The sequence below is a fragment of the Mycobacterium sp. UM_11 genome (assembly GCF_001414075.1).
Classification (GTDB): Bacteria; Actinomycetota; Actinomycetes; order Mycobacteriales; family Mycobacteriaceae; genus Mycobacterium.
This window is the reverse complement of sequence record NZ_LATC01000014.1, coordinates 41327-67442: the sequence shown is the minus strand read 5'-3', so window position 1 is coordinate 67442 and position 26116 is coordinate 41327. Positions and strand designations below refer to the sequence as shown.

The 26116-nt window shown below is 69.1% G+C and carries 26 protein-coding genes and 1 pseudogene; 19 read left to right on the top strand and 8 right to left on the bottom strand.

Going from position 1 to position 26116, the window contains the following annotated elements:
* The 11 genes from WU80_RS05965 to WU80_RS05915 form a co-directional block, all read left to right on the top strand.
* Positions 1 to 557, top strand: a 557-nt coding sequence (locus WU80_RS05965) for an MCE family protein (RefSeq protein ID WP_197285984.1), incomplete at its 5' end; no start/stop codon positions are given.
* Positions 554 to 1594, top strand: a complete 1041-nt coding sequence (locus tag WU80_RS05960; RefSeq protein ID WP_055405490.1) for a virulence factor Mce family protein — start codon at positions 554 to 556, stop codon at positions 1592 to 1594. The genes WU80_RS05965 and WU80_RS05960, both read left to right, overlap by 4 nt.
* The gene (locus WU80_RS05955) at positions 1591 to 3183 is read left to right on the top strand and encodes a virulence factor Mce family protein (RefSeq protein WP_055405491.1); all 1593 of its coding nucleotides are present in this window, start codon (positions 1591 to 1593) and stop codon (positions 3181 to 3183) included. The genes WU80_RS05960 and WU80_RS05955 overlap by 4 nt, the downstream gene beginning before the upstream one ends.
* On the top strand, positions 3180 to 4793 hold the full coding sequence (locus WU80_RS05950) for a virulence factor Mce family protein (protein ID WP_055405492.1): 1614 nt from the start codon (positions 3180 to 3182) through the stop codon (positions 4791 to 4793). Before WU80_RS05955 ends, WU80_RS05950 begins: the two co-directional genes overlap by 4 nt.
* Positions 4793 to 5953, top strand: coding sequence for a virulence factor Mce family protein (locus tag WU80_RS05945; RefSeq protein WP_055405493.1), 1161 nt, complete (start codon positions 4793 to 4795; stop codon positions 5951 to 5953). Before WU80_RS05950 ends, WU80_RS05945 begins: the two co-directional genes overlap by 1 nt.
* Positions 5947 to 7497, top strand: a complete 1551-nt coding sequence (locus WU80_RS05940; protein ID WP_055405737.1) for a virulence factor Mce family protein — start codon at positions 5947 to 5949, stop codon at positions 7495 to 7497. The genes WU80_RS05945 and WU80_RS05940 overlap by 7 nt, the downstream gene beginning before the upstream one ends.
* The gene (locus tag WU80_RS26070; RefSeq protein WP_082459766.1) at positions 7467 to 8309 is read left to right on the top strand and encodes an Mce protein; all 843 of its coding nucleotides are present in this window, start codon (positions 7467 to 7469) and stop codon (positions 8307 to 8309) included. Before WU80_RS05940 ends, WU80_RS26070 begins: the two co-directional genes overlap by 31 nt.
* The gene (locus WU80_RS05930; RefSeq protein WP_055401156.1) at positions 8306 to 9271 is read left to right on the top strand and encodes an RDD family protein; all 966 of its coding nucleotides are present in this window, start codon (positions 8306 to 8308) and stop codon (positions 9269 to 9271) included. Before WU80_RS26070 ends, WU80_RS05930 begins: the two co-directional genes overlap by 4 nt.
* Positions 9268 to 9822, top strand: coding sequence for a hypothetical protein (locus WU80_RS05925; protein ID WP_055401154.1), 555 nt, complete (start codon positions 9268 to 9270; stop codon positions 9820 to 9822). Before WU80_RS05930 ends, WU80_RS05925 begins: the two co-directional genes overlap by 4 nt.
* A complete protein-coding gene (locus WU80_RS05920) occupies positions 9789 to 10487 on the top strand; it encodes a hypothetical protein (protein ID WP_055401153.1) in 699 nt (232 codons plus the stop codon). Before WU80_RS05925 ends, WU80_RS05920 begins: the two co-directional genes overlap by 34 nt.
* Before the next feature lie 18 nt (positions 10488 to 10505).
* Positions 10506 to 11180, top strand: coding sequence for a YoaK family protein (locus WU80_RS05915; protein WP_055401151.1), 675 nt, complete (start codon positions 10506 to 10508; stop codon positions 11178 to 11180).
* Here the strand turns inward: WU80_RS05915 and WU80_RS05910 are convergent.
* The 4 genes from WU80_RS05910 to WU80_RS05895 all read right to left on the bottom strand — a co-directional run bounded on the left by WU80_RS05910 (position 11173) and on the right by WU80_RS05895 (position 15353).
* A complete protein-coding gene (locus tag WU80_RS05910) occupies positions 11173 to 12282 on the bottom strand; it encodes a phosphodiester glycosidase family protein (RefSeq protein WP_156349469.1) in 1110 nt (369 codons plus the stop codon). The genes WU80_RS05915 and WU80_RS05910 overlap by 8 nt on opposite strands.
* Positions 12283 to 12361: 79 nt before the next feature.
* Complete coding sequence (locus WU80_RS05905) at positions 12362 to 13747, bottom strand: YhgE/Pip domain-containing protein (RefSeq protein WP_055401146.1); 1386 nt, start codon at positions 13745 to 13747, stop codon at positions 12362 to 12364.
* A gap of 26 nt (positions 13748 to 13773) precedes the next feature.
* Positions 13774 to 14508 carry a pirin-like bicupin family protein gene (locus WU80_RS05900; protein ID WP_055401144.1) on the bottom strand — a complete coding sequence of 245 codons (735 nt, stop codon included), beginning with the start codon at positions 14506 to 14508 and terminating at the stop codon, positions 13774 to 13776.
* Positions 14509 to 14528: 20 nt separating this feature from the next.
* Complete coding sequence (locus WU80_RS05895; protein ID WP_055401175.1) at positions 14529 to 15353, bottom strand: MarR family transcriptional regulator; 825 nt, start codon at positions 15351 to 15353, stop codon at positions 14529 to 14531.
* 108 nt (positions 15354 to 15461) lie between these two features.
* Here WU80_RS05895 and WU80_RS05890 point away from each other — a divergent pair, with 108 nt between their 5' ends.
* Positions 15462 to 16604 (top strand): dihydrodipicolinate reductase, encoded by a 1143-nt coding sequence (locus WU80_RS05890; RefSeq protein WP_082459765.1) that lies wholly within the window; start codon positions 15462 to 15464, stop codon positions 16602 to 16604.
* Here the strand turns inward: WU80_RS05890 and WU80_RS05885 are convergent.
* Positions 16601 to 18013: an alpha/beta hydrolase domain-containing protein gene (locus WU80_RS05885; RefSeq protein ID WP_055401140.1), complete on the bottom strand. Its 1413-nt coding sequence runs from the start codon at positions 18011 to 18013 to the stop codon at positions 16601 to 16603. The two genes, WU80_RS05890 and WU80_RS05885, sit on opposite strands and share 4 nt — an antisense overlap.
* Positions 18010 to 19008, bottom strand: coding sequence for a sigma-70 family RNA polymerase sigma factor (locus WU80_RS05880; RefSeq protein ID WP_055401137.1), 999 nt, complete (start codon positions 19006 to 19008; stop codon positions 18010 to 18012). Before WU80_RS05880 ends, WU80_RS05885 begins: the two co-directional genes overlap by 4 nt.
* A gap of 82 nt (positions 19009 to 19090) precedes the next feature.
* Between WU80_RS05880 and WU80_RS05875 the strand changes: the two genes are divergently transcribed.
* From WU80_RS05875 to WU80_RS05860, 5 genes and pseudogenes are all read left to right on the top strand, one after another.
* Positions 19091 to 19924, top strand: a complete 834-nt coding sequence (locus WU80_RS05875; RefSeq protein WP_055401135.1) for an alpha/beta hydrolase — start codon at positions 19091 to 19093, stop codon at positions 19922 to 19924.
* A gap of 39 nt (positions 19925 to 19963) precedes the next feature.
* Positions 19964 to 20092: pseudogene (locus WU80_RS26610) on the top strand (hypothetical protein); the annotation flags it as partial.
* Positions 20085 to 20834, top strand: coding sequence for a DUF2786 domain-containing protein (locus tag WU80_RS05870; protein WP_055401133.1), 750 nt, complete (start codon positions 20085 to 20087; stop codon positions 20832 to 20834). The pseudogene WU80_RS26610 and the gene WU80_RS05870, both read left to right, overlap by 8 nt.
* A complete protein-coding gene (locus tag WU80_RS05865) occupies positions 20831 to 21328 on the top strand; it encodes a TIGR04338 family metallohydrolase (RefSeq protein ID WP_055401132.1) in 498 nt (165 codons plus the stop codon). Before WU80_RS05870 ends, WU80_RS05865 begins: the two co-directional genes overlap by 4 nt.
* A complete protein-coding gene (locus WU80_RS05860; protein ID WP_055401130.1) occupies positions 21325 to 23451 on the top strand; it encodes a glycoside hydrolase family 3 protein in 2127 nt (708 codons plus the stop codon). Before WU80_RS05865 ends, WU80_RS05860 begins: the two co-directional genes overlap by 4 nt.
* Positions 23452 to 23578: 127 nt before the next feature.
* Here the strand turns inward: WU80_RS05860 and mymT are convergent, their stop codons facing one another.
* A complete protein-coding gene (mymT, locus tag WU80_RS05855; protein ID WP_055401173.1) occupies positions 23579 to 23725 on the bottom strand; it encodes a metallothionein MymT in 147 nt (48 codons plus the stop codon).
* A gap of 129 nt (positions 23726 to 23854) precedes the next feature.
* Between mymT and WU80_RS05850 the strand changes: the two genes are divergently transcribed.
* Positions 23855 to 24511: an O-methyltransferase gene (locus tag WU80_RS05850; RefSeq protein ID WP_055401128.1), complete on the top strand. Its 657-nt coding sequence runs from the start codon at positions 23855 to 23857 to the stop codon at positions 24509 to 24511.
* On the opposite strand, the gene WU80_RS05845 is transcribed toward WU80_RS05850, so the two are convergent.
* On the bottom strand, positions 24508 to 25491 hold the full coding sequence (locus tag WU80_RS05845) for a nitronate monooxygenase (RefSeq protein WP_055401125.1): 984 nt from the start codon (positions 25489 to 25491) through the stop codon (positions 24508 to 24510). The genes WU80_RS05850 and WU80_RS05845 overlap by 4 nt on opposite strands.
* A 158-nt stretch (positions 25492 to 25649) precedes the next feature.
* Here WU80_RS05845 and WU80_RS05840 point away from each other — a divergent pair, with 158 nt between their 5' ends.
* The gene (locus WU80_RS05840; protein WP_055401123.1) at positions 25650 to 26090 is read left to right on the top strand and encodes an SPW repeat protein; all 441 of its coding nucleotides are present in this window, start codon (positions 25650 to 25652) and stop codon (positions 26088 to 26090) included.
* Positions 26091 to 26116: the final 26 nt, after the last annotated feature.

Here is a 26116-nt window from a genome sequence, read left to right as displayed (position 1 = left end):
TGGATCAGGCGCTGTTGTCGGCGGCCGGGTTCGGCAACACCGGCGCCGACATCTTCAACCGGGGCGGGCCGTACCTGGCGCGCGGGGCCCAAGACCTGGTGCCCACCGCGCAGCTGCTGGACACCTACAGCCCGGAGCTCTTCTGCACGGTGCGCAACTACCACGACATCGAGCCGAAGGCGTCCTCGTTCCTGGGCGGCAACGGCTACTCGCTGGTCGCCCACACCGAGGCGCTGTCCGGGTTGGGGTTGCTGGCCAACCCGGTGTCGGCGGTGGCGGCCCTCGCCAGCCTGTTCGGCGGGCTCGCCGGGGTGGTCGGCGGAGCGCCCAACCCGTACACCTATCCGGAGAACCTGCCGCGGGTGAACGCGCGCGGCGGGCCGGGAGGTGCCCCGGGTTGCTGGCAGCAGATCACCCACGACCTCTGGCCCGCACCGGAATTGGTGATAGACAGCGGCAACAGCATCGCGCCGTACAACCACGTCGACACCGGATCGCCGTATGCGATCGAGTACGTCTGGGGCCGCCAAGTAGGGGATAACACGATCAACCCATGAAAATCTCCGGAACCATCGTCAAGCTCAGCATCTTCTCGTTGGTGCTGCTGATCTTCACTGTGATGATCGTCGTCGTCTTCGGTCAGATGCGCTTCGACAGCACGCAGTCGTACTCGGCCGAGTTCGCCAACGCCAGCGGCCTGCGGGCGGGCCAGTTCGTCCGCGCCTCCGGCGTGGAGATCGGCAAGGTCGACACAGTCGAGCTGGCCGACGGCGGCAAGCGGGCGCGGGTGAAGTTCAACGTCGACCGCTCGGTGCCGCTGTATCAGTCGACGACCGCGCAGATCCGCTACCTCGACCTGATCGGCAACCGCTACCTGGAGCTCAAGCGCGGCGAGGGCGAGGGCGCCCAGAAGGTGCTGCCGCCGGGCGGGTTCATCCCGATGTCGCGCACCTCGCCGGCGCTGGACCTGGACGCCCTGATCGGCGGGTTCAAACCGCTGTTCCGGGCGCTGGACCCGCAGAAGGTGAACACCATCGCGACGGCCCTGATCACGGTGTTCCAGGGCCAGGGCGGCACCATCAACGACATCCTCGACCAAACCGCGCAGCTGACCAACCAGCTCGGTGAGCGCGACCAGGCGATCGGCGAGGTCATCAAGAACCTGAACATCGTGCTGGACACCACGGTTCGCCACCGCCAGCAGTTCGACCAGACCGTCAACAACCTCGAGGTGCTGATCACCGGGCTGAAGGACCACGGGGACCAGTTGGCGGGCGGGACCGCGCACATCAGCAACGCCGCCGGGACGGTCGCCGACCTGCTCGCCGAGGACCGCGGCCTGCTGCACAGCACTCTCAACTATCTGGACGCCATCCAACAGCCGCTCATCGACCAGCGCGACCAGCTGAACGACTACCTCAAGAAGGTGCCCACCGCCTTGAACATGATCGGGCGCGCCATCGGGTCCTACGGCGACTTCGTGAACTTCTACGCCTGCGACATCACGCTCAAGATCAACGGTTTGCAGGCCGGCGGCCCGGTCCGCACGGTCCGGCTATTCCAACAGCCGACGGGTAGGTGCACGCCGCAATGAGAACACTGGAGCCACCCAACCGGGTTCGCATCGGGTTGATGGGCATCATCGTGACGCTGCTCGTCATCGGCGTCGGCCAAAGCTTCACCAGCGTGCCCATGCTGATGGCCAAGCCGCACTACTACGGCCAGTTCAGCGACACCGGGGGCGTCGGCGTCGGCGACAAGGTGCGCATCGCCGGCGTGGACGTCGGCAAGGTCGAGGCCATCAACATCGAGAACGATCACATCCTGGTCAAGTTCAACCTCGGCACCGCGACCATCGGCACGGAGAGCCGCCTGGCGATCAAGACCGACACGATCCTGGGCAAGAAGATCCTCGAGGTCGAGAACCGGGGCACCAAGCAACTGCGGCCCGGGGACTCGTTGCCGATTGGCCAAAGCACCACGCCCTATCAGATCTACGACGCGTTCTTCGACGTCACCAAGGCCGCGCAGGGTTGGAACATCGACACGGTCAAAGAATCGCTGCACGTGCTGTCGCAGACCATCGACCAGACCTACCCGCACCTGAGCGCGGCGCTGGACGGCGTGGCCAAGTTCTCCGACACGATCGGCAAGCGCGACGAGCAGGTCAAGCATCTGCTCGCCCAGGCCAACCAGGTGGCCAGCATCCTCGGTGACCGCAGCGACCAGATCGACCGCCTGCTGGTCAACACCAAGACGCTGCTGGTCGCCTTCAACGAACGCGGCCAGGCCATCAACGCGCTGCTGTCGAACGTCGCCGCCTTCTCCGAACAGGTCAAGGGATTCATCAACGACAACCCCAACCTGAACCACGTCCTCGAGCAGCTGCGCACCGTCAGCGACATCCTCAAGGAGCGCAAGGACGACGTCGCCGCGGGCCTCACCGAGGTCGGCAAGTTCTTGCCGTCGCTGAACGAGGCGATCGCGTCGGGACCGTTCTTCAAGGTGGTCCTGCACAACCTCGCGCTCTACCAGATCATCCAGCCGTGGGTGGACGCCGCCTTCAAGAAGCGCGGCATCGACCCGGAGAACTTCTGGCGCAGTGCCGGCCTGCCCGAGTTCCGGTGGCCCGACCCCAACGGCACCCGACTCCCCAACGGCGCGCCGCCGCCCGCACCCCCGGTGCTGGAGGGCACGCCGGAGCACCCCGGCCCGGCCGTCCCACCCGGATCGCCGTGCTCGTACACGCCGGCCAACCCGGGCGGCAACGTCACCGTCGGCGACGAGGGGCTGCCGCGGCCGTGGAACCCGCTGCCGTGCGCCGGTGGTGGCATCGGACCGTTCGGCGGCCCGGGCTTCCCCGCGCCGGTCGACGTGATGACCTCCCCGCCGAACCCAGGCGGCCTGCCGCCGACCCCGGGCATCCCGATCGCCGGGCGCCCGGGCGACCCGCCGCCGGACGTTCCGGGGACGCCCGTGCCGCTGCCCGCGCAGGCACCGCCGGGCGCGCGCACCGAAAACCTGGCGCCCGCCGGACCGACGCCGCCACCGTCGACGTTCGCGCCTGGTTTCCCGCCGGGGCCGGCCGCGCCACCCGGACCTGGTAACCAATTGCCCGCGCCGTTCATCAACCCGGGCGGAACCGGCGGCAGCGGCGCTGCGGGGGGAGGTAGCCAGAATTGAGCACCGCCTTTGACATCCGCAACATCCGGCTGCCGAAGATGACCCGCGCGACGGTGATCATCGGCTCGCTGGTGATCGTGCTCGCCCTCGTCGTCGGATTCGTCGGCTGGAAGCTGTACGAGAAGATGACCAACAACACCGTGGTGGCCTACTTCCCGGCGGCCAACGCCCTGTACCCGGGCGACAAGGTCCAGATCATGGGGTTGCGGGTGGGCGCGATCGACAAGATCGAGCCGGCCGGCGACAAGATGAAGGTCACCTTCCACTACCAGAACAAGTACCGGGTGCCCGCGAACGCCAACGCGGTGATCCTGAACCCGACGCTGGTGGCGTCGCGGGCGATCCAGCTGGAGCCGCCGTACAAGGGCGGGCCGGTGCTGTCGGACAACGCGGTGATCCCCGAGGAGCGCACCCAGGTCCCGGTGGAGTGGGACCAGCTGCGCAACAGCATCACCAACATCATTTCCAAGCTGGGGCCGACGCCGGAGCAGCCGACGGGCCCGTTCGGTGAGGTCATCGAGTCCTACGCCAACGGGTTGGCCGGCAAGGGCAAAGAGATCAACACGACGCTGAGCAACCTCTCGCAGGCGTTGAACGCGCTGAACGAGGGCCGCGGCGACTTCTTCGCGGTGGTCAAGAGCCTGGCGCTGTTCGTCAACGCGTTGCACAAGGACGACCAGCAGTTCGTCGCGCTGAACCAGAACCTGGCGGACTTCACCACCCGGCTGGCGCACAACGACAGTGACCTGTCGAACGCGATCGAGCAGTTCGACGGGTTGCTGTCCACGGTCCGGCCGTTCCTGGACAAGAACCGCGAGGTTCTGACCTACGACATCAACAACCTGGCGACCGTGACGAACACGATCCTGCAGCCGGACCCGCTGAACGGGTTGGAGACCGCGCTGCACGTGTTGCCCACGGCCGCGGCGAACATCAACCAGATCTATCACCCGTCGCACGGTTCCGTGGTCGCCATCCCCGCGATCACCAACTTCGCCAACCCGATGCAGTTCATCTGCAGCTCGATCCAGGCGGGCAGCCGGCTCGGTTACCAAGAGTCGGCGGAACTGTGCGCGCAGTACCTGGCGCCGATCCTCGACGCCATCAAGTTCAACTACCTGCCGTTCGGGGCGAACCTGTTCAGCACGGCCGAGACCCTGCCCAAGGAAGTGGCGTATTCGGAAGATCGGCTGCACCCGCCGAACGGATACAAGGACACCACCGTCCCCGGCATCTGGGTTCCGGACACCCCGACGTCGCACCGCAACACCCAGCCCGGCTGGATCGTCGCGCCCGGGATGCAGGGGCAGCAGGTCGGGCCGATCACCGCGGGTCTGATGACGCCGGACTCGCTGGCCGAGCTCATGGGAGGCCCCAACATCGCGCCCGTGCAATCGAACCTGCAGACGCCGCCGGGACCGCCGAACGCCTATGACGAGAACCCGATCGTGCCGCCCATCGGTTTGAACGCGCCGGTTCCGATCCAGCCGCCGCCACCCGGGCCGAACGTGGCCCCGGGCCCGGTCGCCCCGACGCCGGCGCCGGTCGCGGCGCCCGCGCCGAACGCCGGTGGGCCCGCGGTACCGGCTGACATCGGGGGTGGCCAGTAATGAGCGCGCTTCGACTGATTCGCCGCGGGGCCTGGCAGGCGCTGGTGCTGTTGGTGGCCGCGCTGGTGTTGAGTTCGTGCGGCTGGCGCGGGATCTCCAACGTCGCGATCCCGGGCGGTCCGGGCAGCGGCTCGGGCGCCATGACGATCTACGTCCAGGTGCCCGACACCCTGGCGATCAACGGCAACAGCAAGGTGATGGTCGCCGACGTGTTCGTCGGGTCGATCAAGTCCATTCAGCTGAAGAACTGGGTCGCCACCCTGACGCTGGGCGTCGACAAGAACACCAAGCTGCCGAAGAACGCGATCGCCAAGATCGGCCAGACCTCGCTGCTGGGTTCCCAGCACGTCGAGCTCGCCGCGCCGCCGAACCCGTCGCAGGAGATGCTCAAGGACGGCGACACGATCCCGCTGAAGAACTCGTCGGCGTACCCGACCACCGAGCAGACGCTGGCCAGCCTGTCGCTGATCCTGCGCGGCGGCGGCATCCCCAACCTGGAGGTGCTGCAGAACGAGGTCTACAACATCTTCAACGGGCGGGGCGATCAGATCCGGTCCTTCCTCGGCAAGCTGGACACCTTCACCAACCAGCTCAACCAGCAGCGCGATGACATCACGCACGCGATCGACTCGACCAACCGGCTGCTCACCTACGTAGGTGCGCGGGCCGACGTCCTCGACCGGGTGCTCACCGACATCCCGCCGCTGGTCAAGCACTTCGCCGACACCAAGAACCTGCTGATCAACGCTGTCGACGCGGTGGGACGGCTCAGCCAGGCCGCCGACCAGTACCTGTCGGAGGCGCGCGGGCCGCTGCACACCGACCTGCAGGCGCTGCAATGCCCGTTGAAGGAGTTGGGCCGCGCCTCGCCGTACCTGATCGGTGCGCTGAAGCTGATCCTGACGCAGCCGTTCGACATCGACACGGTGCCGAAGATCTTCCGCGGTGACTACATCAACATCTCGCTGACGCTCGACGTGACGTACAGCTCCGTGGACAACGCGTTCCTCACCGGCACCGGATTGTCGGGGGCGCTGCGCGCGCTCGAGCAGTCGTTCGGGCGTGACCCCGAGACGATGATCCCGGACGTGCGCTACACGCCGAACCCGAACGACGCGCCCGGTGGGCCACTGGTGGAAAGGGGGGACAGGAATTGCTGACTCCCTTTGTCCGGCGCCAGCTGATCGCGTTCGGGATCATCACGGTGATCGCGCTGTCGGTGCTCGGCGTCTATTACCTGCAGATTCCGAGCCTGGTGGGAATCGGTCGATACACGCTGAAGGCCGACCTGCCCGCGTCGGGCGGCCTGTACCCGACGGCGAACGTGACCTATCGAGGCATCACCATCGGCAAGGTCACCGACGTCGAGCCGACGGAGCGCGGCGCCCAGGCGACGATGAGCATCGACAGCCGGTACAAGATCCCCATCGACGCGACGGCCAACGTGCACTCGGTGTCGGCGGTCGGTGAGCAGTACCTGGACCTGGAGTCGACCGGTAATCCGGGCAAGTTCCTGTCGGAGGGCCAGACGATCACGAAGGGCACGGTGCCCGCCGAGATCGGGCCGGCGTTGGACACGGCCAACCGCGGGCTGGCCGTGCTGCCCAAGGACAAGATCGCCCAATTGCTCGACGAGACGGCGCAATCCGTGGGCGGTCTGGGTCCCGCCCTGCAGCGGTTGGTCGACTCGACCCAGGCGATCGTCGGGGACTTCAAGACCAACATCAACGACGTCAACGACATCATCCAGAACTCGGGCCCGGTGCTGGACAGCCAGGTCAAGTCCGGTGACGCCATCGAACGTTGGGCCCGCAACCTGAACAGGCTGGGCGCGCAGTCCGCGCAGGAAGACCAGCACGTCAAGAGCATCCTGCGCCAGGCGGCGCCGACGGCCGACCAGGTCAACGACGTGTTCAACGACGTGCGGGATTCGCTGCCGCAGACGCTGGCGAACCTCGAGGTGGTCTTCGACCTGCTCAAGCGGTACCACACCGGCGTCGAGCAGGTGCTGGTGTTCCTGCCGCAGGGCGCGTCGATCGCCCAGACGGTGGCCGCGCCGTTCCCGAACATGGCGGCCCTGGACCTGGCGTTGTCGATCAACCAGCCGCCGCCCTGCCTCACTGGGTTCATCCCGGCGTCCGAGTGGCGGTCCCCGGCCGACACCAGCATCCAGCCGCTGCCGTCGGGCACCTATTGCAAGATCCCGATGGACACCCCGGCCAACAGCGTGCGCGGCTCGCGCAACATCCCGTGTACCGACATCGAGGGCAAGCGGGCGGCCACGCCGCGGGAGTGCCGTGACCCCAGGCCGTACGTGCCGGCGGGCACCAACCCCTGGTATGGCGACCCCAACCAGATCGTGACCTGCCCCGCGCCGGCCGCGCGCTGCGACCAGCCCGTGAAACCGGGCCAGGTGATCCCGGCGCCGTCGATCGACACCGGCTTGAACCCCGCCCCCTCCGACCGGGTGGCGGGAACGCCACCGCCGACCAGCGACCCCTTGTCGCGGCCGGGGTCGGGTACCGTGCAGTGCAACGGCCAGCAGCCCAACCCGTGTGTCTATACTCCCGGCGGGCCGCCCGCGGCGGTCTACAGTCCCCAAAGCGGTGAACTGGTAGGGCCAGACGGAGTTAAGTACTCCGTCGAAAACTCGGCCAGAACAGGAGACGACGGATGGAAGGAGATGCTGGCGCCAGCCGGCTGAACCCCCCACCGATGCCGAAGTTTCGTCGTCTGCGCGGACGGCGTCCGAAGAACCAGGACCCGGAGCCCACCGCCGAACCGGCCAACCCGGAAGTGACGGCCGAGGAGTCCGCCGAACCCTCGATCGAGCCGGCCGCGACGGCCGAGGAGCCCTCGGCCGAGGAGACCGCGACGGCCGAAGAGACCGCGGCGGAAGAAAAGGCCACGGCGGAGCCGTCGGAGCCCGAGGCCGCCGCCGAGGAAACGGAGCCCGAGGCCGCCGTCGAGGAGCCGTCGGACGCGCAGGCCGGCCCGGACGGGGGCGTCGAGCGCCGTCCATCGCGCATGGGTCGCGGCTGGCTGGCCGGTATCGCCGCGGTGCTCGTGCTGTGCGCCGCCGCCGTCGGCGCCGGCGGGTACTTCGCGCTGCGCTACCACCACGACAGCCAGGCGATCGCCCGCAACAACGCCGCGGCGCTCAAGGCGGCCGTCGAATGCGTGTCCGCGACCCAGGCGCCCGACACCAACGCGATGGCGGCGAGCGAGCAGAAGATCATCGACTGCGGCACAGACGCTTTCCGCTCGCAGGCCCTGCTCTACACCAGCATGCTGGTTCAGGCGTATCAGGCGGCCAACGTCCACGTCCAGGTGTCCGACATGCGGGCGGCGGTCGAGCGAAACAACCCCGACGGTTCGGTCGACGTGCTCGTCGCCGTTCGGGTCAAGGTCGCCAACGACCAGACGCAGAACGAAACCGGCTACCGCCTGCGGGTGAAAATGGCGATGGCCGAAGGGCAATACAAGATTGCCAAGCTCGACCAGGTGACGAAGTGACGGTGGTGGTCGAGAAGCCACCGGCCAAGGCCGCCCAGGAGTCCCCACGGAATGCCTTGGCGCCCTGGCATCTTCGCGCCGGCGCACTGACCGTCGACGTGCTCCCGGGTGTTGCGGTCGTGGCGACGATGGCGTTGGTGTCGGTCAACGTGCGCCACCATCCGATCTGGTCGTGGGTGTGCATCTCGGCCGGCGGCGTGGCGATCCTGTTGATGTTGGCGAACCGGTCGTTGCTGCCGACCATCACCGGCTTCAGCGTGGGCAGGGCGCTCTTCGGCATCGCGGTGGGGCGACGCGACGGCGAACCCCTCGGGCCATGGGGACTGCTGCTGCGCGACCTGGCGCACCTGCTCGACACCCTGTCGGTGGTGGGATGGTTTTGGCCGCTGTGGGATTCGGACCGACGCACCTTCGCCGACATGCTGGTCGGCACCGAAGTGCGGCGTCACGAGCCGGGCGAGCCCGGGTTCCCCGTGCGGCGGTCGGCGGTCGCCCTGGTGTTGGGCGCGACCGCACTGTGCCTCGCCGGCGCGGCGATCAGCTATGCGGTGGTGTTCGGCCCGGACCGGGAGACCGACCATACGCGGGCGGAGCTCGGCACGCAGGGCCCGAAGATCGTCGCGCAGATGCTGACCTACGACCCCAAATCCCTGCACGACGATTTCACGCGCGCCCTGTCGCTGGCCACCGCCAAATACCGGCCCCAGCTGGCCGCCCAGCAGGACATGGTGCAGAAGGGCAACCCGGTCATCAACGAGTACTGGGTGACCGACCACGCGATCCAATCCGCGGCGCCGGACCGCGCGACCATGTTGATGTTCATGCAGGGCAGGCGCGGCGCGGCGCCCGATGAGCGCTACATCTCCGCCACCGTGCGGGTGACGTTCGTGAAGGACGGCGGCCGCTGGCTGGTCGATGACCTCACGGTGCTGACCAAGCCCAAGCCGGGAGGCGGAAAATGAGCCCGCGCCGCAAGTTTCAGCCCGGTGAGGGACCGCTGCTGATCCCGAGTGCGGTGCCGCCGGGGCGGCCGTGGGGCCTGCCGTTGGCCAGCGCGGTCGCGGCGATCCTGATGGCGGCCGCCATCACGGTGTGCACGCTGATGCTGATCAACCATGAATCCCGCGAGCGCGCCGAGTCGAAGAATCGCGAGGTGCTCAGCTACGTGACCGGCTTCATGACGCAGTTCACCTCCATCGATCCATTCCACGCCAACGACTACGTGACGCGGGTGCTGGGCCAGGCGACCGGCGACTTCGCCAAGGAGTACCGCGACAAGGCGAACGAGATCTTGCTACAGGTGGCCCGGGCCGAACCGGCCACCGGCACCGTCCTGGACGCCGGGGTGGAGCGCTGGAACGACGACGGCAGCGCGACCGTGATCGTGGCCACCGCGGTCAGCAGCAAATCCCCTGACGGCAAACAGGTTTGGGAGAACGCCAATCGGTGGACGGCGACCGCCACGCAGGAAGGAAATCAGTGGAAGATCAGCAACCTGCAACAGGTGATCTGACCGCCGACGCGGGCACCGACGCCTCCGAGGAGGCGGCGGCCGAGGAGCGCGCGGACTCGCCGGCCGGCGACGAAACCGCTTCCGCCGCCGAGGAATCCGAGGCCGGCGACGCCGGGGCGAAGCCCGCGGGCCGCAAGCGGCGCAAATGGCTGGCCGGCAAGCGGCTGGCCATCACGGTCGTGGTGGCCGCCGCGGTGTTCGTCGGTTCGGCCGCGTTCGCCGGCGCGACGGTACAGCCGTATCTGAGCGATCGTGCCGCCGCCGCAACGAAACTCAAAGTGGCGCGCACCGCGGCCAGCGCCATCACCACGCTGTGGACCTACACGCCCGAGAACATGGACACCCTCGCGGACCGGGCGTCGGGCTACCTCAGCGGCGATTTCGAGGCGCAGTACCGCAAGTTCGTCGACGCCATCGTGGCCCCCAACAAGCAGGCCAAGATCACCAACCACACCGAGGTCACCGGAGCGGCGGTCGAATCGATCGACGACGCCAACGCCGTCGTGATCGTGTACACCAACACCACGTCCACCAGCCCGTTGACCAAGAACGTGCCGTCGCTGAAGTACCTGTCCTACCGGCTGTTCCTGAAGCGCGCGCAGAACCGCTGGCTGGTGACCAGGATGACGACCATCACGTCGCTGGATTTGACGCCGCACGTCTAGCACGGTCTGCTGCGACCCATGGCGGTTACCTCCCCGGTGTCGGAGCGATCGACGGTCGCGGCGCTGTTGTTGTTGACCTTCGCGACCGGGCTGGCGGACTCGATCAGCATCCTGGTGCTCGGCCACGTGTTCGTCGCCAACATGACCGGCAACGTGATCTTCCTGGGCTTTTGGCTGGCGCCGCGGACCAGCATCGACATGACCGCGGTCGTGGTGGCCCTGCCGACCTTCGTGTGCACCACGATCGTCAGCGGCCGCGTATCGCGGCATTTCGCCGACCGGACGCGGGACTGGATCACCACCGTATTGGCAACGGAGATCACCCTTTTGGTGACGCTGGCGATCCTGGGCGGCACGGGAGCCCTGCAGTACCACAGCAACACCAAGCTGATCATGATCGGCATCCTCGCGGTCACGTTCGGCCTGCAGCATTCGAGCGCCCGCCAGTTCGGCATCCAGGAACTGTCCACCACGGTGCTGACGTCGACGATCGTCAGCCTCGGCCTGGACAGCCGGCTCGCCGGCGGCTCGGGCGACCGTCAGGCGTTGCGCATCGGCGTCGTGTTGACGATGTGCGCCGGCGCCTTCCTGGGGGCGACGATGTCACGGTTCGTCGTCGCGCCGGTGTTCGCGGTGACGGCGGCCGTGGTGGCGGCCAGCCTGCTGATCTTCCGCTTCGGGCCGGCTAGTTGAAGGCCAGCCAGCTCGGCAGCGCCCGTTCGTGCGAATCGCAGAGCACCTGCCGGGTGTCGCAGGATCCCCGCGGCGAGCCGGCGCCGGCCCACATGCCGCCGGTGTCGCGGCGCAGCACGATGGCCGACGACCCACCGCCGTCGAGCAGGATCGCGTTGTCGCTGCCCAGGCCGCGGAACAGGTCCTGCATGTTGTCCGGCGTGTAGCTGCCGCCCTCGAAGACGTACATCTCGTCTTTCTGCCTCGAGTACGCCAAGGCCGTTCGCGCGGCGCTGGGTCCGCCGTCGCGCAGCTGCCCGGTGTTGCCGGGTGCCAGCAGCCCGATGCCGGAGACCGCGACGAAGCGTTCGTTCTTGTTCAGCAGGTCCTCGACCACCGGAGTGGCGGAGTCGTAGTCGCTCTTGGTCTTCGGCCACACCACATACGGCGCGCCGCCGGACGGCAGGATCATCGTCGTCAGGACGCTCCAGCTTTCACCGCCGCCCGAGAGGCCCTGCTTGCCGGGATAGGCGACGGTGCCCGTGACGGCCTGGTTGGCGCGGCCCTGGCCGTGGGTGTTGTCCACGAAGGCGCCCAGCGGTGAGCTGCAGCCGGTCTGGCGCCACGAGCCGGCCTTCTGCCCCCGAACGTCGAAGAAGTTGGCGTTGATGGCGACCGTCGGTTGGCCCATCCGCTGCCACGCCTGAAGCGGCGCATAGAGTTCCGACGCCTGCCAGAGTCCCTCACCGGTGCGGGCACCGGGGTTGTTCTCGCAGCGCGCCTGATCGCCCTGGTGGGTGTCGACCAGCAGGTGCGGCGAGAGCCGTCCCGCGGCGTTCTTGATGATCATCAGGTGGCCGCCGTTGTTCATCTCGTACCAGCTGCCACCGGCGTTGAGCATGGGTGCGGGGTGGCCGGGCCCGAAGTTGTAGACCAGGTAGGAGCCCTTGGTGGTGTTGATGGCGTTGGCCAGCAGGTCGCGGCCGTCGGCGGCGTGTGCGACCGGCTGGCCCGCCGTGCTGGCCAGGGCGACGCATGCGAGCACCGCGGTGCAGCCGGCCACCAGCCGGCGCAAGCTGGCGCGTCGGGTCAGCACGATCGCCCTTTCCGTCCTGAGCGGGATGCAACCTAAACATCATCTGTCACATCCGTCACACCGTCAATTTCTATAACGGCCTCATGACGGTCGGGCGGCGTTCGAATTACGTTTCGTCGCTTGCGCTTTCGGGCTCGGCCGCCTCGGCCTGCCCGTGCCTGCCGCCCTGGCGCGCCTTGTGCTGCGCCTGGTGTTCCATGGCGATCGCCATCTCGACCGCCCCGGGGATGCGGTGGAAACCCTTGCGGTCGTACAGGTGGGTGACGATGCCGCCCAGCAGCAGCCCGATGACCAGGCCCAGCGTCGTCATCAGGAGCGCCTGCGATATCCCGGTATCGGCGTGCGCCTTGAAGTACAGCAGCGAGCGGGTGCCCAGGAAGACCTGGTGCATGGGCTCGAATTCGGCCAGCCAGCGGAAGAAGGGCGGTGTCGCCTCCAGCGGCACGGTGGCCCCGGCCGAGGGCAACCCGAGGATCACGAAGATCAGCATGCTGACCAGCAGCCCGCCCGTGCCCAGCACCGAGAGCAACGAACTGGACGTGATCCCCACCGCGGCGATCGCGAAGGCGCCGAACGCCCAGAGTTGCCAGCCGAGGTCGATCGGCATGCCGAGCCCGTGCGCGATCGCCAGGTAGACCGCGGACGTGAGCAGCCCCAGCAGGACCATGATGGCCCACTTGAGCAGCAGCGTCTGGAAGCGCGAGATTCGCACCTGCTCGGCGAAGCGATACACCGGCCCGAATTCGGCCGGAACGTAGCCAAGCAACGCGTCGACGAGGGTGCTGACCACGATGCTGCCGGTGAACCCCGCAAGCAGGAGCAGCAGCGCGTAGTAGAAGGCCGACAGCCCGTTGCCGGTGCCGTTGGGCAGCGGGCTGTACACCGTCGACTCGATCTCGATCGGCGTGGAAAGCCCCTCCTCCGCGGCCCCGGCGAGCGGGGCGCCGCCGGTCTGCGCCTTGACCTGTGCCAGAAGCCGTTCGCCCACTTCACCATTCGCCTGGCCCATCGCCATGTTGAGCGTCTGGGCGGCGATGCTGGAGCCGAGCGTGCCGGCCCGCGGGTTGGTCGAAATGGTGATCACGGGCCGTTCGGCGGGTCCGGGCTGCACCGCGCTGGCGCCCAGATCGCGCAGCTTCGACGAGAAGCTCGGCGGTATCAGCACCGAGCCGTACACATGGCCCGTGTCGAGCTGATGCTTGGCGGCGTCGCGTGTGAGCACGCGGACGTCGAACTGGTTCTTGTCCAGGCCGTTGACCAATCGACCGGTCAGTTCCGCGCCCGCAGGCCCCGCATCCTCGTTCACCACGGCGATGGGGAAGTGCCGCAGGTTGGTCATCGGGTTCAAGATGCCGCCGAGATAGAGCGCGCACAACGCCGACATCAGGGCCAGCGTGATGATCAGGGGCGCCGCCCAGAACCGCACGGTCCGGACCGCCTTGATGTTCCGGTTCGGGTTGGGCGCCGCGTGCTGCGGCCGCGATTGAGACATGCCGGCTCCTGTCTGTCACGCACACTCTATGGGCTTGCGCCGCCCAGTTTCGCGTGCATCTCCCAGACCAACAGCTCCGACGACTCGGTCGCCGTGACCCGCGCGCCGCCGCCGTCGGCGAAGCGGACGGCATCGCCCTCGCGCAGCGCGCCGGCGCCCTCGCACTCGACCTCGCCCCGGGTGACGAATAGGTGCAGCAAGGGCGCGTCCGGCAGGCCGACCGCGTCGCCGGCTCCCAACCGCGCGGCGTGCAGCGCGGCCTTGCGGTTGTGCAGGGCGATCGCCCCGTCGCGGTCGGCGATCCCCGAGGCGATCGTCACCAGCGTGCCGTCCAGCGCCTTGGCGTCGATCTGGTGCTGTTGGTAGCCCGGGCTGATGCCGGTCTCGTCGGGCACCACCCACATCTGTACGAAATGCACTGGCTCCGTGGACGAGTCGTTCTTCTCGGAGTGCAGGATCCCGCTGCCCGCCGACATGCGCTGGGCCAGGCCCGGATAGATCACGCCGCGATTGCCGATGGAGTCCTGATGCGCCAGTTGACCGCGCAGCACCCACGTGACGATTTCCATGTCGCGGTGCGGGTGGGTGTCGAAACCGGTTCCGGGCGCCACGATGTCGTCGTTGTTCACCAGCAGCAGTCCGTGGTGGGTGTTGAGAGGATCGTAGTGGTCGCCGAACGAGAACGAGTGCCGCGACGTCAGCCACGGCGTCCTGGTGACGGCCCGCGTCGCCGCACGCCGGACTTCCGCGTGGGCAGACATGCGTTCAGCCTAATCGGGGGTCAGGCCACCGTCGCGGCGAGCAGCCCCTGCGCGTGCCGAAGCGCGGCGTCGAGCTCCGGTAGGGTCAGCGCGTCCGAGCGCCCGAGGTGGATCTCGATCTGGTACTCGGGCTGGCCGTCCGGCCCGAAGATGGGCAGCACCACGAATTCAGCTGCGGCCAAACCGGTTTCGAGCTCAGCGGTGACCGACTGCAGCGTGACCATCGTCATCAGGGTGGTGAGCTGGCGGGTGACGCGCGCCGTGGGCTCCAGGGAGGCCAGCACCTCCGCCAGCCGGTTGTGCAGCGACTGGTGCGTGTCGTCGAACCGCCACGCGCCGTACCCGCGCTCGCGGATGTCGGCGAGCACCCGCTGGTGCTCCGCGATTTCCGCCCGGGTCAGCCGCGGGATCACCCCGTGCAGCCAGGCCCGGACGAAATCGTCGTCGCGCCAGGCCATCGCGACCAATCCGAACGGCGGGTCGATGGGGAAGCGCTGACCGACGGCGCGGCCGCCGTCGGTTCCGTGGCCGACCGCGTCGACGGTGGTCAGGTGCCGGCCGCCGATCTGCGACATCGAGCACCCCGCGCCGAGCGTCTCGTGCAGGAATTGCAGCGCATCGCGCCCCCGGTCCAGCAGCGGGAACTGCACCCGCAGCCCGTGTACCAGCCCGAACAGCCCGCTGCCCAACACGTAGCGGCGATCTTCGCGGCGGGACACCCAGGCGCGCCCCTCGAGCTCGGCGAGCACCAGGGCGCAGGTGGAGGTGCTGATCGCGCAGCGCTTCGCCAGCTCGGCCGAGGTCAGTCCCGCACGGGAATCCGCAAGGGCGGCAAGCACATCCATCACGCGACCGGTGGGTGGCGATTTGCCGGTTGACGTATCGATATCCAGCTCCCTACGATCCGTCCAAATTATAACAATCTACGTCCTAATATTAGGAGACGATAAGCCGTGATCAAGGTGGGAGTGTGGGGGCCGGGTTCGATGGGGGTGATCGCCCTGCGCGGCATCATCGACCACCCGGAATTGCAGCTGGTCGATCTGGTGGTGCACAGCGACGCCAAGGCGGGGCGTGACGCGGGTGAGCTGTGCGGCATCGCGCCGGTCGGGGTGGCGGCCACCCAGGACGCGGCGGCGCTGCTCGCCGGGGACGCCGACGCGGTGGTGTACGCCGCCGGGGCCAACCTGCGGCCGCTGGAGGCCGTCGAGGACATGGCCGCCATCCTGCGGGCCGGCAAGAACGTGGTGTCGTGCTCGGTGGTGCCGCTGGTGTTTCCCGACGGCTTGGGCCCGGCGGGTGCGACGCTCACCGACCCGCTGCGCCGGGCCGCGCTCGACGGCGGTGCGTCGTTCTTCACCACGGGCATAGACTCCGGATTCGCCAATGACGTTCTGCCGCTGGCGCTTACCGGGGTATCGCGGGTCATCGACTCGGTGCGGGTGACCGAGATGTTCAACTACGCCACCTACCCGGACCGGGCCGCGGTCTACGAGATCCTCGGGTTCGGCAAGCCGCCGGAATACCAGGCGTTCGCCGCCCAGCCGGGAATGTTCACGTTCGGGTGGGGACCCGTGCTGCATCAGCTGGCCGCGGGCCTCGGCGTGGTGATCGACGACATCGAGGAAACCAACGAGCGGCTGCCCGCCGCGGAGTCGTTCGACACTCCGACCGGTCACATCGCCGCCGGGACGATCGCGGCCATGCGCTCCACACTGACCGGATACGTCGCCAGCAAGCCGACTTTCGTCCTCGACCACGTCACCCGCATGCGCGACGACATCGCGCCCGACTGGCCGCAGCCGAACATCTCGATCCCGCCCAAGGACCTGGGTTACGGGCCGGCCTCCGGCCGCGGCCTCTATCGGGTGGAGATCGAGGGATCGCCAAGCGTGCGGTGCGAATTCGAGATGGCCGAGGACCACGACCACGACCTGGGCGCGCGCATCGCGGGCGCCTCGCGAATGGTCAACGCGATCCCGGCGGTGTGCGCGGCGCCGCCGGGGCTGCTCTGCGCGCTGGACCTGCCGCTGATCCCGGGCAGGGGCCTGGTCCGCCCGGTGCCGGGTCCGCCGCCGGACAGTCGCCTGTTCTAGGGCCGGCCGTCGGGGTACGTCGCGGCGGCGAGTTCCAGGATCTCGGCCCGGTCGGCCGGCAGGATGAAGCCCGATTTGATCGACGCGTCGAGCCCGGCGGTGAAGCGCTCCAGATACTCGGCGGCGCCGCCCGGATACAGCCGGTCCAGCGTGGCGGTGTCGAAGGGTTCGCCGGACCCGAAGATCGCGGCCATGATGCTCTCGTCCGCGGTGACGCCCGACGTCCGGGCGATCGGTACGTCGACCCAGGGCGTCCGGATGCCGCCCCGGGCAAGGCCGTTGGCGTCCAGCAGCAACTGCACGGGTTCGGTCTCGCGCACGTCGATCGGCGACGCCGCCGGCGCCCGCTCGCCGGTGCGGACCCAGCCCTCGAGCGCGGCGATCGACGCCTGCACCACATAGTGGTGTTGGGGGGCGAAGTTGATGTTGTGCGAAAGTTGTTGGCCCATCAGCATCTTGGTGGGCGCGTAGGCGGCGACGATGTCGGCGATCGGCGCTGCCCCGGAGTCGATCGGCGCCACCTGGATCGTGTAGTTGTCGGCATGAGCGGCGCCGGGTATCTCCCAGACCCGTAACCGCGCGTTATCGGGTTGCCGGGCCAGGTAATAACCCAGCGGCACGTGCCCGACGAGGTCGGTCTCGGTGATGATGGTGATCAGCGGGACGCGCAGGTCCGGCCGAAACTTCACCGCCTGCTGCCAACCGCTGGACGCCTCCATGCTCTCGATCAACGACCCGCCGTCCAGCGGGGCGGCCGGCCCGAACCGTGAATGCACGAGGAAGCCGTCGTAGACCCGGGCGAGCGGGTCGACGGCGTTGACGTAGGTGGTGAGGAACATCGCCGATTGTGACTCGCCGATGCCGACGACCCGTTGGGGGCGCAGCCCGCCCAGCACGGCCCCGTCCCGGGCCAGGCCGCCGGTCTGCGAGAAGATGTCGAAGGCGAAGGCGTCGCCCGGATGCTTCAGGCTCGCGTAGCGCGCCGGGTCCTGGGTCTTGAGCGACATGTCCATCCCGAGCAGGCTCGCGCCGCCGTCGACGCCGACCTTCTGCGCCGAGACGGCGACGTAGGCGTAGCCGGAGCGGACGATTTCGCGGTGCGCCATCATCCACACGGCCGGTGCGTCGATGCCGCCGCTGACGTTGAGCCATTCGACCAGCACCGTGCCGTTGAACCGTGCCGGGTCAGTGGGCGTCAGCACCACGATGCGCGTGGTGTAATCGGCGGTGCCCGAGGGCTTTACGTCCCATCGGCCATCGGGACCCAACGGGCCTTGGGGGGCGTAGGACGAGGCCGTGCCGGTTACGAAGAACTCCTCGGCGCGGTAGCCGACGTCGCCGATGTCGAAGGCGCCCAACAGCAGCAGCGCCTTTCCCGGCACCGGCGTGACGTCGAGCGGCTCGGTCACAGCGCCTCCGGCAGCCCGAACTTCGCGAACAACCGCTCGTCGAGGAACGCCACCACGTGCGACACCCCGTCGTCGCGCACGTCGAGCACGTGCAACTGGAAGGGCACGTGCCGATCACCGGCACGCATGTACATGGCCGCGCCCGGCTGGCCGTTGGCGAGCACCGGCACCAGGCGCATGTCGCCGGCGGACTCGGCGGGGCAGTGCTGATGGATGAGGGTGACGATGTCGCGCGCACCCCGGTACCAGCCGGTGTAGGGCGGCATCTCCCAGATCGCCTCGGCGGTGAACAGCTCCACCAGCCGGTCGATGTCGTAGCTCTCGAAGGCGGCGATGTAACGGTCCAGCAGGTCCTGCACCTCCGGCGAATCCGGCGGCGTCAGGCGTTCGCTGGAGCTGGGACCGATGGCGTCCAGCTGCGAGCGGGCCCGCTGCAGCAGGCTGTTGACCGCGGTCGTGGTGGTGCCGATCGCTTCGGCCACCTCGGCGGCCTTCCACTGCAGCACGTCGCGCAGCAGCAGCACCGCCCGCTGCCGGGGTGAAAGGTGTTGCAGCGCGGCCACAAACGCCAGCCGGATCGACTCACGCGACCCGACGATGACCGACGGGTCGGCCGGGTCGTTCGTCAGGTCCGGGATGGGCTCCAGCCAGGGCACCTCGCGGAGCTCCGCCAGCTCGGCGGTCGGGTCGGAGCTGGGGGCGCCCAGGCCGGTCGGCAACGGCCGGCGCTGCCGGCCCTCCAGCGCGCTCAGGCAGGTGTTGGTGGCGATGCGGTGCAGCCACGTCCGCATCGACGACTTGCCCTCGAAGCGGTCGTAGGCCTTCCACGCCCGCAGCAACGTTTCCTGAACCAGATCCTCCGCGTCGTGCAGCGACCCGGTCATCCGGTAGCAATGGGCGAGCAATTCGCGACGGTACGGCTCGGCGTGCGCCGAGAAGTCCCCGCCGACCTCGCCAAGATCGGAGTTTGCGGTGTTTTGTGCGAGTAGCCCCACGATGACAGAGCCTACGACAGTGTCTGGCGGGGCGACCTGCGCCGGGAGCCATTACGCTGCCCGTAATGACTAGGACCGTGCAGTGAACCGATCCGAACGGAACTTCGACGGATTCGGTGGCGTGCGCATCGTTTACGACGTCTGGACGCCGGACACCGCGCCGCGGGCGGTGGTGGTGCTGTCGCACGGTCTGGGCGAATACGCCCGCCGGTACGACCACGTCGCGCAATGTTTCGGCGCGGCGGGCCTGGCCACCTACGCGCTGGACCATCGCGGGCACGGCCGTTCCGGCGGCAAGCGGGTCCTGGTGCGCGACATCTCCGAGTACACCGCCGACTTCGACAGCCTGGTCCGGATCGCGACCCGCGAGCATCCCGGCCTGAAGTGCATCGTGCTGGGGCACAGCATGGGCGGTGGCATCGTGTTCGCGTACGGCGTCGAACGCCCCGACAACTACGACCTGATGGTCCTGTCCGGGCCCGCGGTGGCGGCCCAGGAGCAGGTGTCACCGCTGATGGTGCTGGCCGCCCGGGTGCTCGGCGCCCTCGTGCCGGGCCTGCCGGTGCAGGAGCTGGACGTCGACGCCATCTCCCGGGACCCCGCGGTGGTGGCGGCCTACAAGAGCGACCCGCTCGTCTACCACGGGAAGGTTCCGGCCGGCATCGGCCGGGCCCTCCTGCAGGTCGGGGAGACCATGCCGCAACGCGCGGCGGCGCTGACCGCGCCGCTGCTGGTGGTGCACGGCTCCGAGGACCGGCTGATCCCGGTCGCGGGCAGCCGGCGCCTGGTCGAGTGCGTGGGCTCCACCGACGTCGAGTTGAAGGTCTACCCCGGGCTTTACCACGAGGTGTTCAACGAGCCGGAGCGCGACCAGGTGCTGGGCGACGTGGTCTCGTGGATCACCGCGCGGCTCTGAGGCCCGGTGTCGGATCGCTCCCGTAGGTTGGCGCATATGCGCGCCGACGACGATGCAGTGGGGGTACCGCCCGCTTGCGGGGGACGGAGCGATGAGGAGGAGTGGCGCATATGCGCGCCGACGACGATGCAGAGCGGAGCGATGAGGAGGAGTGGCGCATATGAGTGACGACAAGATGCTGGCCCGCATCGCGGCACTGTTGCGTCAGGCCGAAGGCACCGACAACCCGCACGAAGCGGACGCGTTCATGAGCGCCGCGCAGCGGTTGGCCGCGGCGGCCTCGATCGACCTGGCGGTGGCGCGGTCGCACTCTGCCAACCGTTCGGCGGCGCAGGCGCCCACCCAGCGGACCATCACGATCGGCAACGCGGGCACCAAGGGGCTGCGGACGTATGTGCAGCTGTTCGTGTTGATCGCCATGGCCAACGACGTGCGCTGTGACGTGGCGTCGAATTCGACCTTCGTCTACGCCTACGGGTTCGCCGAGGACATCGACGCCACCCACGCGCTGTACGCCGGCCTGGTGGTCCAGATGGTGCGGGCGTCGGACGCCTACCTCGCGTCGGGCGCCCACCGGCCGACGCCGACCATCACCGCGCGGCTCAACTTTCAGCTGGCCTTCGGGGCGCGGGTGGGGCAGCGGCTGGCCGAGGCCCGCGAGGAGGCCCGCCGCGAGGCGACCAAGGACCGGCGCCGTCCGCCGGGCACGGCTATTGCGTTGCGGGACAAGGACCTCGAGCTGCACGACTACTACCGCAGCGCGTCGAAGGCGCGCGGCACCTATCAGGTGAGCCGGGCGACGGCCGGCTATTCGTCGGCGGCACGGCGCGCGGGGGACAGGGCCGGCCGGCGGGCGCGGCTGGGGAACAGCCCGGAGCTGCCGGGCGCTCGTACCCCGCTGGGCCGGTGAGCAAGCGGGACTCGCAGCGAGCCAAGGTTTACGCGGCCGAGGAGTTCGTCCGCACGCTGTTCGACCGTGCCGCCGAGCACGGCTCACCCGCCGTGGACTTCTTCGGCGCCCAGCTCACCCTGCCGCCGGAGGGTCGATTCGGCTCGGTTTCGGCCGCGCAGCGCTATGTTGACGAGGTGCTTGCGTTGCCGGCGGTGCGCCGGCGTTGGCCCTCCGTCGCGCCGCTGCGGGTGCGCCCGCGCCGGGCCGCCACCGCGGCGCACTACGAATCCCGCGACGGCGCAGGCGTTATCGCCGTCCCCGATCGGGACACCGCCGACTGGGCGCTGCGCGAACTGGTGGTGCTGCACGAGGTCGCGCACCACCTGTGCCAGGCCGAGCCGCCGCATGGCCCGCAGTTCGTCGCGACGTTCTGTGAGCTGGCGGAGCTGGTGATGGGTCCCGAGCTCGGGCACGTGCTGCGGGTGGTGTATGCGAAAGAGGGTGTGCGATGACGTCTTTCGGCGACGCCGACGCCCGGGCGCGCGAGCTCGAAGCGGCGCTGACCGACGACGAACGCTTCTCGCTGCTGGTCGGCGTGATGGGCGCCGGCGAGATGTGGCCGGTACGCGACGAACGCATCCCGCCGAACGTGCCGATGAGCGCGGCCTACGTCCCGGGCGTACCCCGGCTCGGCATCCCGGCGCTGCTGATGAGCGACGCCGGCCTGGGCGTGAGCAACCCCGGCTACCGCCCGGGTGACACCGCCACCGCGCTGCCCGCGAGCCTCGCCCTGGCCGCCGGCTTCGACCCGTCGCTCGCCCGCGCCGCGGGGGAGGTGATCGGCCGGGAAGCCCGCAGCCGCGGGTTCAACGTGCAGCTCGCCGGCGCGATGAACCTCGCGCGCGACCCGCGCAACGGCCGCAACTTCGAATACCTTTCGGAAGACCCGCTTTTGACCGCGACGATCGTCGCCGAGTCCATCGACGGCATCCAGCGGCAAGGCGTCATCTCGACGGTCAAGCACTTCTCGCTGAACTGCAACGAGACCAACCGGCATTGGCTGGACGCGGTGATCGATCCCGACGCGCACCGCGAATCCGACCTACTGGCCTTCGAAATGGCCATCGAGCGCGCGCAGCCGGGCGCCGTGATGACGGCCTACAACAAGGTCAACGGCGCCTACGCCGCCGCGAACGACGTCCTGATCAACCGGGTGCTCAAGGGCGCCTGGGGATATCGCGGCTGGGTGATGTCCGACTGGGGCGCGACGCCGTCCTGGGAGTGCGCGCTGGCCGGCCTCGACCAGGAATGCGGGGCGCAGATCGACGCGCTGCTGTGGCAGTCGGAGACCTTCGGCGAGCCCCTGCGGGCCGCCCATGCCGACGGCAGGCTGACCGGCGACCGGCTCTCGGACATGGTCCGCCGGATCCTGCGGTCGATGTTCGCCGTCGGCATCGACCGGTCCGACGCCGCGCCCGCGCCGGACATGGCCGCGCACAACGACGTTGCGTTGCAAGCCGCCCGGCAAGGGATCGTGCTGCTGACCAACCGCGGCATGCTGCCGCTGGCGCCGGAGTCGACCGCCCGGATCGCCGTCATCGGCGGATACGCGCACGTCGGGGTGCCGGCCGGCTTCGGCTCGAGCGCGGTCGTCCCGCCCGGCGGCTACGCCGCCGTGATACCCATCGGCGGCTCGGGGCTGGAGGCCGGGATACGCAAGCTGCACCTGTTGCCGTCGAGCCCGCTGGACGAACTGCGGAAGCAATTCCCGCACGCGCAAATCGAATTCGACCCCGGGGTAACCCCCGCGGAGGCGGTGCTGGCCGCGCGGCGCGCCGACGTCGTCATCGTGTTCGCGATCCGCGCCGAAGGCGAAGGCTTCGACATCGCCGACCTGTCGCTGCCGTGGGGCCAGGACGACCTGATCACCGCCGTGGCAGGCGCCAACCCCGACACCATTGTGGTGCTCGAAACCGGCAATCCGGTGGGGATGCCTTGGCGGGATTCGGTGCGGGCCATTGTTCAGGCGTGGTACCCGGGACAGGCCGGCGGCCAAGCCATCGCCGAAGTCCTTGCCGGCCGGGTTAATCCGTCGGGCCGGTTGCCGATCACCTTCCCGGTCGACCTGGCCCAGACGCCGCGACCGGAGCTGCCGGGCCTGGGCGCACCATGGGGGACGCCGACCACGATCGAGTACGCCGAGGGATCCGATGTCGGCTACCGGTGGTTCGCCGCCACCGGCCAAACCCCGATGTTCGCCTTCGGACATGGGTTGTCCTACAGCGCTTTTGAATACCGCGACCTGGAAGTCGGCGGCGGGCAAACGGTGACCGCCAGTTTCGCCGTCGCCAACGTCGGCGACCGCGCCGGGGCCGACGTCCCCCAGCTGTATGTGACCGGCACCCCCGACGGCCGGTGCCTGCGATTGCTGGGATTCGAGCGGGTCGAGCTCGACCCGGGCGCCACCCGCCGCGTGAGGATCGAGGCCGACCCGCGGTTGCTCGCCCGCTACGACGGCCGCGGGGGAAATTGGCGCATCGGCGCGGGCGAATACCGGGTGGCGGTCGGGACGTCGGCGGTCACGCCGCGGCTGACGGCGACGGTCGAACTCGCCGGCCGAGCCTTCGGGCGCTGATCCCGCGGGCTGCGGCCGCCGGCCGCATCGAGTGTGCGTTCACGGTTTTGGTGTGCGCTTCAAAGGCGGGGTTCACGGCGCGTCGCCGCCCTGTACGCACACTCGACGCGGGCCTAAAGCGTGCGGACTACTTGACCGGGGTCAGCGCGTCGCCGCAGGTGCAGCGGTACGGCTCACCCGAACCGGAGCAGTGGCAGGGCACCTCGATCCGGACGCGGCACCCGCAGCCCTCGTGGCCACAGGTCAGTTCGGTGCCTGCTTCGTAATTTGCCATGTCATTCACCCATTTCTTTGTCGTGGACTCTTGCGGCTGTGATCGACCACAGCGCCCACTATATACCCCCCATGGGTATATGCAACTAGTCGTGGCCGTTCCGAGACCGCCGCGACTAGCGTTGGTGGCATGACCCGGGAACCCACCCCCCAAGACGTCGACGAGTTTCTGAACGCCACCCTGGTCGGCGACGACCCGGCCCTGAGCGCCGCGCTGGAGGCCAGCGACGCGGCCGGGCTGCCGCAGATCGCGGTGTCGGCCCAGCAGGGCAAGTTTCTGGGCCTCCTGGCCGGTGCGATTCAGGCGCGGCGGATCCTCGAGATCGGCACGCTGGGCGCCTACAGCACCATCTGGCTGGCCCGCGGTGCGGGCCCGCAGGGCCGTGTGGTGACGCTGGAATACCAGCCCAGGCATGCCGAGGTTGCGCGGGCCAACCTGGAACGGGCGGGCGTGGCCGACCGGGTGGAGGTGATCGTCGGCCCGGCGCTGGACACCTTGCCGGCTCTCGACGGGGCCCCATTCGACTTGGTGTTCATCGACGCCGACAAAGAGAACTACGTCGCGTACCTCGAGTGGGCGGTCCGCCTGGCCCGCCCGGGCGCACTCATCGTGGCGGACAACGTCGTTCGGGAGGGGCGGATCCTGGAGCCGGACGGCAACGCCCAGGCGGCGGCGGTGCGGCGGACCCTGGAGCTGATGGGCGAGCACCCGCGGCTGGACACGGCCGTCATCCAAACGGTCGGGGCCAAGCGCTGGGACGGCTTCGCGCTCGCCTCGGTGCGCTAGCGCGGGCTGAGATCGGCGATCGCCCGGGCGGCGGAGGTGAGTTCGCCGATGCGAAGCGCGGTTTCGCCGGCGTAGAGCGCCGCGTGGTCGACCCAGGCGTCCGGCGTCGCGGCGAGCGGCGCGAGCGGCGTGAGCAACGGGCGGGCCGGCGACTGCAGGCGCACCAGTTTGGCGGCGTCGAAGTAGCCCAACACGGCCAGCGGGCGGCTCGCGGCGTTGATCGCCGCCGGCAAGGCCTTGGCCCGGCCGTCGTCCCGGCACCAACGCCGCGTCGCGGCGTTGGGCAGCACCCGATGGCGCAGCGGCCAGCTCAACCCGAACAGGTTGGTCTCGATTGTCTTGTCCGCGTTGGCGACTCGCCGTTGGTACTCGCGGTTGGCGTTTGCTTCGTGCGTCATCAGGAACCGCGTCCCGGCGACGACCCCGGCGGCGCCCGCCGTCAGGGCGGCGCGGGTGTCGGTGCCGGTGGCGATCCCGCCGGCGAGGAACACGGGCCGGTGGCCGGCCGCGGCCAGTGCCTGCGGCAGAAAGTCGAGCGCCGGCATGGTTCCGACGAGGTGGCCGCCTGCCTCGCGGCCCTGGGCGATCAAACCGTCAGCGCCCCAACCGATTGCGGCGCTCGCCTGCGCCGCGGTGCCGACCATCACGAAGACGAAGATGCCGGCGTCGCGGAGGTGCTCGACCAGGCCCCGCTTTTCACCGAACGCCAGCACGGCGACATCGACTCCGGCGTCGACGCAGACCGCGACGTGCGCGCGATGCACGAAGGGCATCAACAGGTTCACCGCGACCGCGCGGCCCGGCGCGCGCTCCCGCACCTCGGCGATGCAGGCGCGCAGCTGGCGCGGCGTGGCCAGGCCGAGGGTGCCCAGGCCGCCCGCTTCGGCTACCGCGGCCGCGAGCGCCGCGCCCGCCAGGCCGCCGCCCATGCCCGCCTGCGCCACCGGGACGTCGATGCGCAGACGGTCCGCGATGTCCATGTCTTACGACGCTACGCGGCCGGTCAATCGGGCCCAGCGGGCGGTGCGGACCGCCCCGGATTTCGTTGCTGGCGCGCGCGCATCGCGCGTAATCTTGACGGCAGATGGATGGGTGCAGGTAGCCCAAAAGGCTTGCTGCATAACAGAAAGGTCACAAAATGAGTACAGTCCATTCATCAATCGATCACCACCCGGATTTGTTGGCTCTGCGCGCGAGCTATGACCGCGTGGCCGAGTCGACGAGTGCGCACGTCACCTTCGGCCTGGCCTTGTTGACGGGCCTGTACGTGGCGGCGTCACCGTGGTTGGTGGGGTTCGGCGCGACGGGATCGCTGGCCACCTCCGACCTGATCGTCGGGATCGCGGCGGCGTTCTTGGCGTACGGGTTCGCCACGGCGCTCGACCGCGCCCACGGCCTGACCTGGACGATGCCGGTGCTCGGTCTGTGGGTCGTCGTCTCGCTGTGGATCCTGCCGGGAGTTGCCCTCACCGCCGGCACGATGTGGTCGAACATCGTCGCGGGAGTGCTGATGACGGTGTTGGGCCTGCACGCCACCTACTTCGGCAGGCGCACCCGCGAGGCGGCCAGCCGCGCCTAGATCTCCCCAAATCCCTTGAGGTGGAC